The sequence below is a fragment of the Pseudonocardia oceani genome (genome assembly GCF_019263585.2).
GTDB classification, from domain to species: Bacteria; Actinomycetota; Actinomycetes; order Mycobacteriales; family Pseudonocardiaceae; genus Pseudonocardia; species Pseudonocardia oceani.
The window spans coordinates 1862843-1878110 of record NZ_JADQDF010000001.1; the positions used below are offsets into that span (position 1 = coordinate 1862843).

12 protein-coding genes are annotated in these 15268 nt (G+C 74.6%); 8 read left to right on the plus strand and 4 right to left on the minus strand.

What is annotated here, in order from left to right:
• The first annotated feature begins 84 nt into the window (after positions 1 to 84).
• The 4 genes from I4I82_RS09185 (at position 85) to I4I82_RS09200 (ending at position 4407) form a co-directional block, all read left to right on the plus strand.
• The gene (locus I4I82_RS09185) at positions 85 to 1740 is read left to right on the plus strand and encodes an acetyl/propionyl/methylcrotonyl-CoA carboxylase subunit alpha (protein WP_218595634.1); all 1656 of its coding nucleotides are present in this window, start codon (positions 85 to 87) and stop codon (positions 1738 to 1740) included.
• 15 nt (positions 1741 to 1755) lie between these two features.
• Entirely contained in the window at positions 1756 to 2337 is a 582-nt protein-coding gene (locus I4I82_RS09190; protein WP_226369959.1) for a GNAT family N-acetyltransferase, read from the plus strand.
• Positions 2338 to 2560: 223 nt separating this feature from the next.
• Positions 2561 to 3037 carry a hypothetical protein gene (locus tag I4I82_RS09195; protein WP_218592628.1) on the plus strand — a complete coding sequence of 159 codons (477 nt, stop codon included), beginning with the start codon at positions 2561 to 2563 and terminating at the stop codon, positions 3035 to 3037.
• Between the two features lie 77 nt (positions 3038 to 3114).
• Positions 3115 to 4407: a VWA domain-containing protein gene (locus I4I82_RS09200; protein ID WP_218592629.1), complete on the plus strand. Its 1293-nt coding sequence runs from the start codon at positions 3115 to 3117 to the stop codon at positions 4405 to 4407.
• A gap of 37 nt (positions 4408 to 4444) precedes the next feature.
• Here the strand turns inward: I4I82_RS09200 and I4I82_RS09205 are convergent, their stop codons facing one another.
• Together I4I82_RS09205 and I4I82_RS09210 are read right to left on the minus strand one after the other, a co-directional pair.
• A complete protein-coding gene (locus I4I82_RS09205; protein WP_218592630.1) occupies positions 4445 to 4810 on the minus strand; it encodes a hypothetical protein in 366 nt (121 codons plus the stop codon).
• A 74-nt stretch (positions 4811 to 4884) separates the two neighbouring features.
• The gene (locus tag I4I82_RS09210; protein ID WP_218592631.1) at positions 4885 to 6306 is read right to left on the minus strand and encodes an NAD(P)H-quinone dehydrogenase; all 1422 of its coding nucleotides are present in this window, start codon (positions 6304 to 6306) and stop codon (positions 4885 to 4887) included.
• A gap of 71 nt (positions 6307 to 6377) precedes the next feature.
• Here I4I82_RS09210 and I4I82_RS09215 point away from each other — a divergent pair, with 71 nt between their 5' ends.
• The 4 genes from I4I82_RS09215 (at position 6378) to I4I82_RS09230 (ending at position 12848) form a co-directional block, all read left to right on the plus strand.
• Complete coding sequence (locus tag I4I82_RS09215) at positions 6378 to 6827, plus strand: gamma-glutamylcyclotransferase family protein (RefSeq protein ID WP_218592632.1); 450 nt, start codon at positions 6378 to 6380, stop codon at positions 6825 to 6827.
• A gap of 115 nt (positions 6828 to 6942) precedes the next feature.
• Positions 6943 to 8313, plus strand: a complete 1371-nt coding sequence (locus tag I4I82_RS09220) for a BTAD domain-containing putative transcriptional regulator (protein WP_218592633.1) — start codon at positions 6943 to 6945, stop codon at positions 8311 to 8313.
• A complete protein-coding gene (locus tag I4I82_RS09225) occupies positions 8310 to 11099 on the plus strand; it encodes a hybrid sensor histidine kinase/response regulator (protein WP_218592634.1) in 2790 nt (929 codons plus the stop codon). Before I4I82_RS09220 ends, I4I82_RS09225 begins: the two co-directional genes overlap by 4 nt.
• A gap of 75 nt (positions 11100 to 11174) precedes the next feature.
• Entirely contained in the window at positions 11175 to 12848 is a 1674-nt protein-coding gene (locus I4I82_RS09230) for a purine-cytosine permease family protein (RefSeq protein ID WP_225920558.1), read from the plus strand.
• A 52-nt stretch (positions 12849 to 12900) separates the two neighbouring features.
• Here I4I82_RS09230 and I4I82_RS09235 read toward each other — a convergent pair whose 3' ends face one another.
• Together I4I82_RS09235 and I4I82_RS09240 are read right to left on the minus strand one after the other, a co-directional pair.
• Positions 12901 to 13869: a hypothetical protein gene (locus I4I82_RS09235; RefSeq protein WP_218594539.1), complete on the minus strand. Its 969-nt coding sequence runs from the start codon at positions 13867 to 13869 to the stop codon at positions 12901 to 12903.
• 136 nt (positions 13870 to 14005) lie between these two features.
• A complete protein-coding gene (locus I4I82_RS09240; protein WP_218594540.1) occupies positions 14006 to 15220 on the minus strand; it encodes an amidohydrolase in 1215 nt (404 codons plus the stop codon).
• Between the last annotated feature and the right edge of the window lie 48 nt (positions 15221 to 15268).

Sequence of the window (15268 nt, forward strand, 5' to 3'; positions counted from 1 at the left end):
GGCGATCGGGCCGACCATGCCTAAACTCCCCGGTAACCACGCGCCGGGGCAGGGGTTCCCCGGTCATCTCAGGGAGGCCGCAACGTGCCGCGCTTGACCAAGGTCCTCGTCGCGAACCGCGGGGAGATCGCCGTCCGCGTGATCCGGGCCTGCGCCGATGCCGGGATCGGCAGCGTCGCGGTATACGCCGACCCCGACCGGGACGCCCCGTTCGTCCGGCTGGCCGACGAGGCGTTCGCGCTCGGCGGGTCGACCGCCGCGGAGTCCTACCTCGACATCACCAAGGTCATCGACGCCGCCAAGCAGGCCGGTGCCGACGGCATCCACCCCGGCTACGGCTTCCTCTCCGAGAACGCCGACTTCGCCCAGGCCGTGATCGACGCCGACATCACCTGGATCGGCCCGACGCCGCAGGCCATCCGCGACCTCGGCGACAAGGTCACCGCCCGCCACATCGCCACCCGCGCGGGCGCGCCGCTGGTCCCCGGCACGAACGACCCCGTGTCGGGCGCCGACGAGGTCGTCGCGTTCGCGAAGGAGCACGGGCTCCCCGTCGCGATCAAGGCCGCGTTCGGCGGCGGCGGGCGCGGCATGAAGGTGGCGCGCGAGGAGAAGGAGATCGCCGAGCTGTACGACTCGGCGGTCCGCGAGGCCACCGCGGCGTTCGGGCGCGGCGAGTGCTTCGTCGAGCGCTACCTCGACAAGCCCCGCCACGTCGAGGCGCAGGTGCTGGCCGACACCCACGGCAACGTCATCGTCGTCGGCACCCGCGACTGCTCGCTGCAGCGCCGCTTCCAGAAGCTCGTCGAGGAGGCGCCCGCGCCGTTCCTGTCCGACGAGCAGCGCGCCACGATCCACGAGGCGTCCAAGGCCATCTGCAAGGAGGCCGAGTACCACGGCGCCGGCACCGTCGAGTTCCTCGTCGGCCAGGACGGGCTGATCTCGTTCCTGGAGGTCAACACGCGCCTGCAGGTGGAGCACCCGGTGTCGGAGGAGACCTCCGGGCTCGACCTGGTCCGCGAGCAGTTCCGCATCGCCGAGGGCCTCGAGCTCAACCTGCTGGAGGACCCGGAGCCGCGCGGGCACTCGATCGAGTTCCGGATCAACGGCGAGGACGCGGGTCGCAACTTCCTGCCCGCCCCCGGCACCGTCTCGTCGATCTCGTTCCCGGCCGGGCCCGGCGTGCGCGTCGACGCGGGCGTGGAGTCCGGCTCCGTCATCGGCGGGCAGTTCGACTCGCTGCTGGCCAAGCTCATCGTCACCGGCTCCGACCGCGCGCAGGCGCTGGAGCGCTCGCGCCGCGCGCTGGCCGAGTTCCGCGTCGAGGGCATGGCCACCGTGCTCGAGTTCCACCGGCTCGTCGTCGAGGACCCGGCGTTCACCGGCACCTCCGAGGAGGAGTTCACCGTCCACACGCGGTGGATCGAGACCGAGTGGGAGAACACCGTCCCGCCGTTCGAGGGCGGCGCGGCGGCGAAGGCCCCGCGCAAGCGCGGCGGCGGCAAGGGCGGCAGCGCGGCGTCGGGCGACTCGGTCACCGCGCCGATGCAGGGCACGATCATCAAGGTCGCGGTGTCCGACGGCGACACCGTCTCCGCGGGCGACCTCGTCGTCGTCCTGGAGGCGATGAAGATGGAGAACCCGGTCACCGCGCACAAGGACGGCACCGTCACGGGGCTGAGCGCGGAGCAGGGCGCGTCGGTCACCCAGGGCACGGTCCTCTGCGAGATCAAGGACTGACCGTGCGCGGCGATCGTGGCCCCGGCCACGATCGCCGCTCACGACCTCGTCATGGACCCCGTCGAGATCAACGCCGGCGCCTGGTACCTGCGGGTGCCCCGCGCCGACGACCGCATGGACGACCGGCACGCCGTGCTCGCCTCGTGCTCCGACCCGGAGATCACCCGCTGGCGCCATCGCCCGCCGCCCGACCCGGCCGAGGCCGACGCCTACGTCCGGCGCCGCCTGCGCGACTGGGCCCGCGACGAGCGCTACACATGGGCGGTCTGCGAGCCGACCACCGGGGAGATGCTGGGCGAGGTCTCGCTCGACCGCGTCGACCCGCCGATGGGGCAGGCCGAGGCCGCCTGCTGGGCCCTGCCCGCGGCCCGGCGCCGCGGCATGACGACCACCGCGCTCGGCGCCGTCCTGCGCTTCGGCTTCGCCGGGCTCGGCCTGCACCGCGTCACCTACCTGTGGGCGGCGGGCAACACCGCCTCCGGTCGCGTCGCGGAGAAGTGCGGGTTCCGCACCGAGGGCCGGATGCGCGACGCCTGGGTCGTCGACGGCGAGCGGCACGACGTGATCGTCACCGGCCTCCTGGCGACGGATCGTTGACGACCTCGCGCGAGCCCGTCTAGCGTCCGTCGGGCCAGGTCAGCCACAGCGACCCCGCACCGTGCTGCACAAGTGCATAGCGGACAGCAGTGATGAACCCGTGTGTCCACCCACGGGGCCCGGTTCCTCCGCCACGCGGACGACCGCGCCGCGGATCCCCCACCACGTCGGCGAAGGCCACGCCGTGGGACGTCCCCGACCTTCCAGGCGACCAGGATCCGTCATGCCCCCCGACCCGTTCGTGACCACCCACGTCCACACCGACGGGCCCATCCCGGGCCCGCACTCCCTGCTCACCCTGACCTCGGCCGCGCACACCGGCGCCGGGGTCCTGACAGCTGTGTTCTCCGCGAACGTGCGCGAACTGCCCGGAGCCACGCTCCACCCGGGAGCCCTGTCCCACTGGCGGTCCAGGGCCGACGACTGGCTGCACTCCCGCCGGGCCTCCCGTCCCCCCGCCCTCGCGATGACCGACTACGCCCGGTGGATCGAGCAGTTCCCCGGCGCCGTCTACGTCGCCGACCCGGAACGCACCGACCACCTCTTCGTCTACTGGTACCTGCAGCGCTACACCGGCCGGTGGCCGTTCGCGGGCACCCTGCTCGACGCGGCCGTGCACGACCGCCTCGAGTGCTCGGCCCTCTGCTCTCTGACCGGCTGCCGGACGCCGCACGCGGCGCCGCTGGCGGCCACCAGCTGACCGACGAACGGCCGGCGCGTCCGCGGACGCGCCGGCCGTTCGTCGTTCCCGTTGGGGCTCCCGGCAGGATCGCCGCCATGACCGCACTGACGAAGGGCGCCAACACCGGCGTCGACGCCCGGCGCCTCGACGTCGCCCTGACCTGGTCGCCGCGTCCCGGAGTCCCCGACGTCGACGCGTCGGCCCTGCTGCTCGACGCGGGCGGTCGGGTCCGGTCCGACGCCGACCTGGTGTTCTACAACCAGCCCGAGCACGCGACGGGGGCGGTGCGCCACACCGGGAGGACCACGGCCGGTGACACGCTCCGCGTCGACCTCGGGCGGGTCGAGGACGCCGTCGACCGCATCGTCCTGGCGGCGTCGGCCGACGGCGGCACGTTCGGTGACGTCCCGGGCCTGGTGCTGCGGCTCGTCGACGCCGACGGGGGCGGTGTCGTCGCCGAGTTCGCCATGACGGCGTCGACCGAGACCGCGTTCGTCGGCGGCGAGCTCTACCGCCGGGGCGGGGCGTGGAAGTTCCGGGCGGTCGGCCAGGGCTACGCCTCCGGACTGGCCGGGCTGGCCACCGACTACGGGATCACCGTCGACGACGAGCCGGTGGTGGCGCCGGTCCCGGACGCCGGCGCCGGCCTGCCGGTCGACCTGCGCAAGCGGCTGGACCTGCGCAAGCGCCAGGTCGCGGTGTCGTTGGAGGAGCGGGGTGCGCGCGGGGTCGCGGCCCGGGTGGTGCTGGCGCTCGACGCGTCGGGCTCCATGAGCCGGCTCTACCGCGACGGCGTCGTGGGCCGGGTCGTGGAACGCATGGCGGCCGTCGCCGCAGTCCTGGACGACGACGGCACCATGCAGGCCTGGACGTTCGCCACGAACCCGGCCCGGCTGCCCGACCTCGTCGTCGACGACCTGCCCGAGTGGATCCGGCTGCACGCGCGGGTCGGGGAGTTCCGGATCCGCAAGCGGCCGCCGCGGGACCTGGAGCCGGGCCAGGTCGACATGGCCGCGGTCGGCGGGTCCAACGACGAGCCGAAGGTGATCGCGCAGATCCGCGCGTTCGTCCGGGCGGCGCCCGTCACGGTCCCGACGCTCGTCCTGTTCTTCTCCGACGGCGGGGTCACCCGCAACCGCGAGATCGAGCGCGAGCTCCGCGACGCCGTGCCGGAGCCGGTGTTCTGGCAGTTCGTCGGGCTCGGCCGCCGCAACCGGTACGGCGTGCTGGAGAAGCTGGACACGATGACCGGCAGGCGCGTCGACAACGTCGGTTTCTTCGCCGTCGACGACATCGACGACCTGCCCGACGCCGAGCTCTACGACCGGCTGCTCGCCGAGTTCCCGTCGTGGATCACCGACGCCCGGGCCGCCGGCGTGCTGCGCTGACCCGTCGTCGTGTCGCCCACGGCAGCCGCACGTCGGCTCAGGGCAGCCGCGACGCCGTGAGCCCGCGCCCGGCCACGGCCCCGGCCACCCCGGCCAGCACCGTGATCCCGGCGAGCAGCAGCGTCACCAGGCCCAGCCCCCCGATGAGCAGGCCGATGCCGGCCGAGGCGAGGCCGACGACGAGCCCGGTACGCGCCACGACCGGCCCCCGGCGGCCACGGGTGACCATGCGGGCACCGGCGACCGTCAGGCCGATCGCGATCAGCCCGGCCAGCGGGCCGAGCAGCAGGGCGCTGGGCGGGACGAGGAAGAACAGGGCGTCGTCGAGGACCTGCGCACCGACGGCGGTGGCCAGGACCGGGGCGACGGGGACCGACGACGACGTGACGGGCTGGATGCTCATGCCGTCCAGGGTCGGCCGCGGGGTCTCCCGGCGGTATCGGGGAAACCCCCGAGTCGCCCCTGGTCCGGGTCGCTCTAGTCGAGGTCGCCGTGGCGCATCAGCTGCCGCCCGGCCTCGGTGATCGAGCCGGACAGCGACGGGTAGACCGAGAAGGTGTACGCCAGGTCGTCGACGGTGAGCCCGTTCTGCACGGCCAGCGCGATCGGCAGGATCAGCTCGCTCGCGACCGGCGCCACGACCACGCCGCCGACGACGACGCCGGTGGCGGGACGGCAGAACAGCTTCACGAAGCCGCGCCGCAGCCCCTGCATCTTCGCGCGGGGGTTCGTCGAGAGCGGGAGCATGATCGTCCGAGCGGGGACCTCGCCGGCGTCGATCGCCCGCTGGCTGATCCCGACGGTCGCGATCTCGGGGCGGGTGAAGACCGCCGACGCCACCGTCTTGAGCTTGATCGGCGCCACGCCCTCGCCCAGCGCGTGCCACATCGCGATCCGCCCCTGCATCGCGGCGACGGAGGCGAGCATGAGCAGGCCGGTGCAGTCGCCCGCCGCGTAGACGCCGGGGACGCTCGTGCGCGAGACGCGGTCGACGGGGATGAAGCCGCCGCGGTCGGTCTCGACGCCGACCTTCTCCAGCGCGAGGTCGGCCGTGTTCGGCACCGAGCCGACCGTCATCAGCGCGTGCGAGCCGGTGATCGTGCGCCCGTCGGCCAGGGTGACGACGACGCCGCCGCGGCCGTCGAACAGGGAGTCGTCGCGCTTCACGGAGTCGGCGCGCGCCTGGCCGAGGATCTCCACGCCGCGCTCGGCGAACACGTCCTGCAGCACGGCGGAGGCGTCGGCGTCCTCACCGGGCAGCACCCGGTCGCGGCTGGAGACCAGCGTGACGCGCACGCCGATCTCGACGTAGGCCGACACGAACTCCGCCCCCGTGACGCCGGAGCCGATCACGACGAGGTGCTCGGGCAGCTCGGGGAGGTCGTAGAGGTCGCGCCAGGTGAGGATGCGCTCGCCGTCGGGGCGGGCGTCGGGCAGGACGCGGGGGGTGGCACCCGTGGCGATCAGCACGACGTCGGCGGGCAGGATCTCGCGGACGCCGTCGGCCCCCCGGGCCTCGACGACGTGCGGCGCGCGGGCGGCGGGCTCGTCGGTGAAGCAGGCGGAGCCGCGGACGATCCGCACGCCCTCCCGCTCGACGCGCGCCCGCACGTCGGCCGACTGCGCCAGGGCGAGGCCCTTGACGCGGGCGTTGACGACGGGCAGGTCGACGCCCACGGAGTCGGGACCGGCCGTGAGGCCGAGCTCGGGCGCGCGGTGCAGGTCGACGCGGATGCCCGCGGAGGAGATGAAGGTCTTGGACGGGACGCAGTCGTGCAGGACGCAGGCGCCGCCCATGCCCTCCTGCTCGACGATGGTGACGTCGCTGCCGTGCTGGGCCGCCACCAGGGCCGCCTCGTAGCCGGCCGGGCCGCCGCCCATGATCACGATGCGGGTCATTCGGGCCTTTCGGGGGGATCTGCGGGTCTCCCGATCACGGTACGCGCGCGGGGGAGCACTACGCTGTGCCGGTGCCGCTCTACGCCGCTTACGGGTCGAACATGGACCCCGCCCAGATGAAGCAGCGGGCTCCCCACTCGCCGATGGCGGGAACGGGGTGGTTGCAGGGCTGGCGCCTGACGTTCGGCGGGTCGGACTACGCCTGGGAGGGCGCGCTGTCCACCGTCGTCGAGGCGCCGGGCGAGCAGGTGTTCGTCGTGATCTACGACGTGCCCGAGCCCGACGCCTCGCAGCTCGACCGCTGGGAGGGCGGCGAGCTCGGGATGCACAAGAAGCTGCGGCTGCGCGTGCACACGCTGGAGGGCGACGTCCTCGCGTGGATCTACGTGCTCAACGACTACGAGGGCGGCGAGCCCAGCGCCCGCTACCTCGGCGTGCTCGCCGACGCGGCCGAGCAGGCCGGGGCCCCGGACGACTACGTGGCCGCGCTCCGCAACCGGCCCAGCAGCAAGTCCTTCTGACCTGCGACTTCCCGTCCCGCGACCGGCCGCGGGATGTACCCCCCGCGTAACGCGGGCGTCACGCCGTCGGAGCAACCGCGTACTTGGCTGACCCGTCGTCGGGCGGGAGGGCCGAGTGCTGATCGAGTTCCGGCTGCTCGGCCCGGTCGAGGCCTGGCGCGACGGCGAGCGGGTGCGCCTGGGCGGGCGCAAGCAGCGCGCGCTGCTCGCGGCGCTGCTCGTCCGCCCCGGCCGGGTGGTGTCGCTGGACCAGCTCATCGACGACCTGTGGCCCGCCGGGCCGCCCGCCCGCGCCGCGGCGACCGTGCAGGTGTTCGTGTCCGACCTGCGCCGGGCCCTGGAGCCCGACCGCCCGCGCGGCACCCCGCCCGGCCTGCTGGTCACCGCCGCGCCGGGGTACGTCCTGCGGACCGACGCCGTCGACGCCCTCGCGTTCGCCGGCCTCGCCGCGGCCGGTCGCGCGGCACTGGACGACGAGGACGCCGGGCGGGCCGCCGACCTGCTGGCCCGCGCCGAGGCACTGTGGCGCGGCGCGGCGCTGGCGGACGTCGCGGACGAGCCGTTCGCCCGTGCCGAGGCCGCGCGGCTCGAGGAGCTGCGGCTGGGCTGCGCCGAGGACCGCGTCGACGCCGAGCTGGCGCTGGGCCGGCACACCGCGGTCGTGGCCGAGCTGGAGCAGCGCGTCGGCGCGCACCCCATGCGCGAGCGGCTGCGCGCGCAGCTGATGCTCGCCCTGCACCGCTCCGGTCGCCAGGCCGACGCGCTCGCCGTCTACGCCGCGGGCCGGCGGATCCTGCGCGACGAGCTGGGGCTGGAGCCGGGGGCGGCGCTGCGGGCGCTGCAGCAGGGGGTGCTCGTCCAGGACCCCGGGCTCGAGTGGTCGCCACGCGGTCCGGTGGTCGTCGACGCCGTGGCGGGCGGGGAGCCGTCGGACGAACCGGGGCGCGTGCTCGTCGTCGACGACAGCGGGACCAACCGGCGGCTGCTCGGCGCCGCGCTCACCGCGCTGGGCCACGAGGTGCGCGCGGCCGCCGACGGCAGGCGGGCCCTGGAGCTGCTGCGCACCGAGGACGTCGACGTCGTGCTGCTCGACGTCCTCATGCCGGTGCTCGACGGGTACGCCACCCTCGCCGCGATCAAGGCCGACGCCCGCCTGACCCACCTCCCGGTGATCATGGTGTCGACGGTGCACGAGCTGGACGGCGTCGTGCGCTGCCTCGACCTCGGCGCCACCGACTTCCTGCCCAAGCCGTTCAGCGCCGCGGTGCTGCGCGCGCGGCTGCGCTCCTCGCTCGCGGCCAAGCGGCTGCGCGACACCGAGCGCGAGCACCTGCGCCGGGCCGAGGAGTCGGTCGGCGGCGGGACCGGGGCCGACGACGTCGCCGGGCGGCTGCTGCAGCTCACCCGCACCGTGGCGGCGCGCGAGGCCGCGCTGCGCGAGGAGATCGAGGCGCTGCGGGCCGAGCTCGGGCGGTCCGCGTCGTGACCACGGGGACGTCGCTGCGCCGGCTCGTGCAGGTCGGGATCGGCACCGGGTTCGCCCTGCTCACCGTGCTGCTCCTGCTGAGCCTGGCCGCCGAGCGCAGCACCCACGACTCGGCCGACGCGGAGGCCCGGCGGGCGACGTCGCTGCGGCTGGCCGACGAGCTGCGCCAGACCTCCGACGACCTGACCCGGATGGCGCGCAGCTACGTCGCCACCGGCGAGCCGCGCTACCGGATCTGGTTCGAGGAGATCCTGGCCATCCGCGCCGGCACCGCGCCCCGGCCCGTCGCCTACGACCAGATCTACTGGGACGTCGTCAGCGACACGGGGGTGCGCCCCACGCCCTTCGGGCCGCCGGAGGACTTCGCGGCGGTCGCCGCGCGGGCCGGGTTCGAGCCCGGGGAGCTGCGGCTGCTGGCCGTCGCCCGGGAGCGCTCGGACGCGCTGGCGCGGATCGAGCAGCGGGCGTTCGCGCTGATCGGGCAACCCGACCGCGCCACCGCGCTGCTGTACGGGGAGGACTACCTGCGGGCGAAGGCGCAGATCATGGAGCCGATCGGGCAGGTGTTCGCCATCGTCGACGCCCGCACCGCGCGCGAGACCGCGCAGGGCGTGCAGCAGGCGCGGACGTGGTCGGCGGCGGCCGTGGCGGTCGCGCTGCTGCTGCTCACCGGCATGACCGTGTTCGCCGCGAACACCCGCCGCGCCGTCATCCGGCCGGTGCTCGACCTCGACGAGGCCACCGCCCGGATCGCCGAGGGCGACCACGACGTGCGCGCCCCGGTGGCCGGCGTCGGGGAGATCGCGGCGCTGGCCGCGCGCTTCAACGGGATGGCCGAGCGGGTGCGCTCGCGCACGGCCGAGCTGGAGCTGCTGCACCGCGTGGCCGCCACCGCGCACCAGGCCGTCGACCTGCCGGCGGCCACGCGGGAGGTGCTCGACCTCGTCTGCGCGCACACGGGCTGGAAGGTCAGCCACGTGTACTGGCGCGAGGGCGCGGAGCTCGTGCCGTCGGCGATCTGGCGCGGGGGCTCGCCCGCGTTCCGCTCGGCCACCGAGGACCTGCCGCCGACCAGCGGCGTCGGGCTCGCGGGGCGGGTGCTGGCCACCGGCGCGCCGGTGTGGATCCGCGACGTGCTGCGCGACCCCGACTTCCCGCGGCGCGCCGCCGCCCCCGACCTCGGCGCCGGGCTGGCGTTCCCCGTGCTCGCGGGCGGCGAGGTCGTCGCGGTGCTGGAGTTCTTCTCCTCGGCCCCCGCCGAGCCCGACGACGCCCTGCTCGCGCTCCTGGCCGACGTCGGGCGCCAGCTCGGACGGGTCGTCGACCGGGTGCGCGCCGCCGACGCCCTGCGCGCCGCCGCCGCGTCCGCCGAGAGCGCGAACACCGCGAAGAGCGCGTTCCTCGCCACGATGAGCCACGAGATCCGCACGCCGATGAACGCGGTGATCGGGATGTCGGGGCTGCTCCTGGACACCGAGCTCGACGCCGAGCAGCGCCGGTTCGCCGGGATCGTCCGCGACAGCGCCGGGTCCCTGCTGCTGCTCATCAACGACATCCTCGACTTCTCCAAGATCGAGGCCGGGCGGCTCGACCTGGAGCGGGCGCCGTTCCACGTCGCGGGATGCGTGCGGGGCGCGCTGGACCTCGTCGCGACCGACGCGGCGCAGCGCGGTGTCGCGCTGCGCTGCACGGTCGCGCCGGACGCGCCCGAGGCGCTCGTCGGGGACGTCACGCGGGTGCGGCAGGTGCTGGTGAACCTGCTGGCCAACGCCGTGAAGTTCACCGAGCGGGGCGAGGTGGAGGTGTCGGTGCGGGCCGACGCGCTGGCCGACGGCACGCACGAGTGGCGCCTCGCCGTCCGCGACACCGGGATCGGCATCCCGCCCGAGCGGCTCGACACGGTCTTCGAGTCGTTCACGCAGGCCGACGTCTCCACCGCCCGGCGCTTCGGCGGCACCGGGCTGGGCCTGGCCATCTGCCGGCGGCTCGTCGACCTGATGGGCGGCACGATCGCGGCCGTCAGCGAGGTGGGGGTGGGCACGACCGTCACCGTGGTGCTGCCGGCCGAGGGCGGGGTGGCGGTCGAACAGGTGCCCGAACCCGCCGTCGAGGAGGTCGGGGGGCCGCTGCGGATCCTCGTCGCCGAGGATCACCCGGTGAACCAGCGGCTCGTGCTGCTCCAGCTCGCGAGGCTCGGGCAGCGCGCCGACGTCGTCAGCGACGGGGCGGAGGCGGTGGCCGCGGTGCAGCGGCGGGAATACGACGTCGTGCTGATGGACGTGCGGATGCCCGACGTCGACGGCGTCACGGCGGCCCGGCGGATCCGCGCGCTGCTGGGCGCGCGGGGGCCGCGCATCGTCGCGGTCACCGCCGACGCCTCCCCCGGCGACCGCGACGCCTGCCTCGCGGCAGGCATGGACGACCACCTGACCAAGCCGCTGCAGCCCGCCGAGCTGGCGCGGGCCCTGCGCGGGTGCGCGCCGCCGGTGCTCGACCGGGCGGCCCTCGCCGCGCTGCGCGAGCTGGTCGGCGACGACCCGGTCGCCCTCTCGGGCCTGGTCGACGACTTCCTCGACGAGGCCCCTCCCCTGCTCGACGCCCTGCGCGGCGACGACCCGGCCGACGCCCGACGGGCGGCGCACACCCTCGGAGCGCTCGGCGCGACGTTCGGGGCCACGGCGATGGCCGAGCTGTGCCGCCGCGACGGGGCGCCCACCGAGATCGGCTCGGAGCTGCGGCGCGTCGCGCTCGCCCTGCGGCGCGGCGATCACTTGGCCGGTGCTTAGCGCTCCCCTGTTCCCTTCCGGGCACGGGGTCGACGCCGCCCCCGGACCACCACCGTGCCCCCGGAGGCGTGAGCGATGAGCATCGAAGAGACGACCGTGACGACGACCGGCGCGGCCCCGCCGACGGCTGCGACGAACGAGACGCTGGAGGACTACACCCTCCGGTACGCGCCGAGCACCTACCGGAAGTGGACGCCCGGCGTCGTCGCGACGACCGCGCTCGGCGGCATCGCCTACCTCGCCGACTTCGCCATCGGCGGCAGCATCGGCCTCACCTACGGCACCGGGAACGCGCTCATCGCGATCCTCGTCGGCGTCGTCGTCATCTTCACGACCGGGCTGCCGCTGGCCTACTACGGCGCCCGGTACAACATCGACCTCGACCTCGTCAGCCGCGGCTCCGGCTTCGGCTACTACGGCTCGGTGCTCACCAACGTCATCTTCGCGACGTTCACGTTCATCTTCTTCGCCCTCGAGGGCTCGATCATGGCGCAGGGCCTGCTGCTGGGGCTGGGGATCCCGCTCTGGCTCGGCTACCTGCTCTCGACGCTGATCATCATCCCGATCGTGATCTTCGGGATGTCCGCGCTCAGCACGATGCAGGTGTGGACGACGCCGCTGTGGCTCGTCCTCATGGTCGGCCCGTTCGTCTACCTGGTGATCGCCGACCCGGCGTCGGTGGGCACGTGGTTGGCCTACGAGGGCAGCGAGGGCGGCGGGATCAGCCTCACCGCGATCGGGCTGGGCGCCGGCGTCGCGCTGTCGCTGATGGCGCAGATCGGCGAGCAGGTCGACTACCTGCGCTTCATGCCCGCGAAGACCGAAGCGAACAAGCGCGCCTGGTGGACCGCCGTCGTCGCGGCCGGGCCGGGCTGGGTGCTGCTGGGCGGGCTCAAGCAGGCCGCGGGCGCGTTCCTGGCCGTGTACATCGTCGGGCAGCTCGGCGAGGTGGCGGCCGTCGAGCCGGTGCAGCAGTTCAACGCGACCTTCTCCGAGATCGTCCCCGGGTGGCTGGCCGTGCTGCTCGCCGTCGTCCTCGTGGTGATCAGCCAGATCAAGATCAACGCGACGAACGCCTACTCGGGCTCGCTGGCCTGGACCAACTCGTTCACCCGCGTCACCAAGCGCTACCCGCGCCGGATCGTGTTCGTCTTCGTCAACCTGGCGTTCGCGCTGGTGCTCATGGAGGCGAACATGTTCGCCTCGCTGAACTACCTGCTCGGCTTCTACGCCAACTGCGCCATCGCCTGGGTCACGACGGTGGCCGCGGACATCGCGATCAACAAGTACCTGCTGGGGATCTCGCCGAAGGAGCCGGAGTTCCGCCGGGCCTACCTGTACGCGGTCAACCCGGTCGGCGTCGGCTCGTTCCTGGTGGCGACGGGCGTGTCGTTCGCGGCGTTCTTCGGGGCGTTCGGCGACGGGGCGCGCGCGTGGTCGCCGTTCCTGGCCCTCGGGCTCGCGATCGTGCTCACCCCGCTGCTGGCCGTGGCGACGAAGGGGAAGTACTACCTCAAGCGCCCCGACCTGCAGCCCGAGCCCCGGTTCACCGCCGACGGCACGCCCGCGACGACGACCCTGGACTGCGCCGTCTGCGGCCTGACCTACGAGCGTCCCGACATGGTCGACTGCAGCTTCCACAGCGCCCGCCTCTGCTCGCTGTGCTGCACGACGGACAAGGCGTGCGGGACGGTGTGCCAGGAGAGCACGACGTTCCTGGGCCTCCCGGTGGGAGCCCCCCACCCCTGACCGCCGCCCCCTCCCCCGCGAGTCGGGGTCTCGTTGCGAGCGTGTCGGGGTGTCAGGTCCGGGCACGACGCGGCTCCCGGTGCTTCCTGCCCTGCAGGACGCCGGGAGTCCGTCTGCGCACGTCCGTCCCCCGTCGCAGAAACGCCTCCTCGAGCTCCCGCTCGTGGCGCCCCGGGTCGCGCAGGTCCTCGACCCGGATCTCGACGACGATCCAGCCCCGCCTGCACAGGTCCTCGACGCGCGCCCGATCGGCCTCGTCCCGACCGGAGTGGGCGGCGTACCCGTGGTACTCCAGCGCGATGCGGAGATCCGGCCACGCCAGGTCGAGCCGGTGGACCTCCCGGCCGTCGGGCCCCAGGACGCTCCAGTTCACCTCGGGGACGGGGAACCCGGCGTCGACGATCCGCCAGAGCACCCAGCTCTCCGCCGGGGACTCGGCCCGTCCGGTGGCCAGGCCCAGCAGACGGGCGCCGCGACGGGTGCCGCGCGGGTCGGGTCGACGCGCGATCCGGTCGGCCACCGCCGCGCGGAACTGCTCCCGCCGCTCCGGGTCCAGCATGCGCAGCGCCTCGTCGGCGACGGCCAGTGCGTCGGGCGTGCCGGACACGCAGAGCAGGTCGCCGACGACGCGCTCCAGCGCGAGCACCGGGATCCCGTCGACCTCCGTCCGGTCGACGTCCGGCACCCGGCCGCTGTGCACGACCAGACCCGCCCGCGACCGGAGCCAGTGCCCGTAGGGGGCGACGAGGTGGACCGGCGTCGGGTCGACGGCGCGGCACCCGTGCAGGTGCGCCGCCGTCGGGCCGGCGACCACCGCCTCGTCGCCGGCCAGCTCTGTGGCCGCGGAGATCAGCGTCAGGGGGTCCGACGCCCGGGACGCCTCGACGTAGACCCCCGACCAGGGCGCGAGCCACTCACCGGCCTCCATCGCCGTCCTGACCCGGTAGGGGCCGAGGGCGGCCGCGGCGGCGGAGCGGGTGAACGCGCCGTGGCGTGCGAGGGCGTGCGTCGTGTCGGGCATGCCGGCCACGATGACCGCCCGCGGGTCATCGTGACCGGCGACCACCGTTCCTGTGGACGGTCACCGGCCGATGTGGACAACGAGGCCCCGACACGGTCGCAACGAGAGCCCGACTCGCGGGCTTTCCGCGAGGCCCCTAGGGCTGGGGGGTCGTCAGCGCGCTCAGCGCCGCGTTCGCCAGGACCCGCACGCCGAAGGGGAGGGCGCGCTCGTCGAGGTCGAACGTGGGCTGGTGGATGTCGCGCATCGGGCCGTGACCCGGCCACACGCCGAGCCGGGCCATGGCGCCCGGCACGTGCTCCAGGTACCAGGCGAAGTCCTCGCCCCCGCTCGACTGCTCCGTGCCCACCGACGCGTCCGGGCCCAGCACCGCGGTGGCGGCGTCGGACAGCATCGTGCTGCTCGCCGCCTCGTTCACCACCGGCGGCACGCCACGGATGTGGTCGAGGACGTAGCCGACCCCGGTGGGCGCGAGGACCGCGGCCACCAGTGAGCGGATCTTCTCCTCGAGCTCGTTCCACGTGGCGTGGTCGGCGGTGCGCAGCGTGCCGCGCAGCAGGCCGTGCTGCGGGATCGCGTTGGCGGCCTCTCCGGACTGCACCGCCCCCCACACCAGGACGGTGCCCGAGCGGGGGTCGACCTGGCGGCCGAGCAGCAGCGGCAGCTGGGTGATGAGCAGCCCGAGCGCCTCGACGAGGTCGGCGGTGAGGTGCGGACGGGCGGTGTGCCCGCCGGGCGAGGTGAGCCGGATCTCGAGCAGGTCGCAGGCCGAGGTGATCGGGCCGACGCGCGTGCCGAGCCTGCCGACCTCCAGGCGCGGGTCGCAGTGCAGCGCGAAGATCCGCTGCACGCCCTCCATGGCGCCGTCGGCGACCATGTCGAGCGCGCCGCCGGGCTGCACCTCCTCGGCCGGCTGGAACACCAGCCGGACGCGGCCGGGCAGATTCGGCGCGGACGCCAGCGCCAGGCCCGCCCCGAGGACGACGGCGGTGTGCGCGTCGTGCCCGCAGGCGTGCATCACACCGTCGACGGTGGACGCGAACGGGAGTCCGGTGTCCTCCTGCAGCGGCAGGGCGTCGAGGTCGGCGCGCAGCGAGACGCAGCGGTCGCCGTAGCCGATGTCGCATACCAGGCCGGTGCCGCCGGGGAGGGTGCGCGGCTCGAGGCCCGCGGCGAGGAGCAGCTGGGAGACCAGCGCCGTGGTGCGGTGCTCGGCGCGGCCGAGCTCGGGTACCGAGTGCAGGGAGCGGCGCCAACCGACGACGTCGTCGGCGTGGGCGGCGAGCCAGCCGTCGAGCCAGGCGGGCCCGGAGCCCGCACCGAGGTCGACCACCGCGGGGGTGGCCGGCATGACCGGGGACGATTCCAGCAAGGTCACTGCACGCCTCCGCTCCGGACG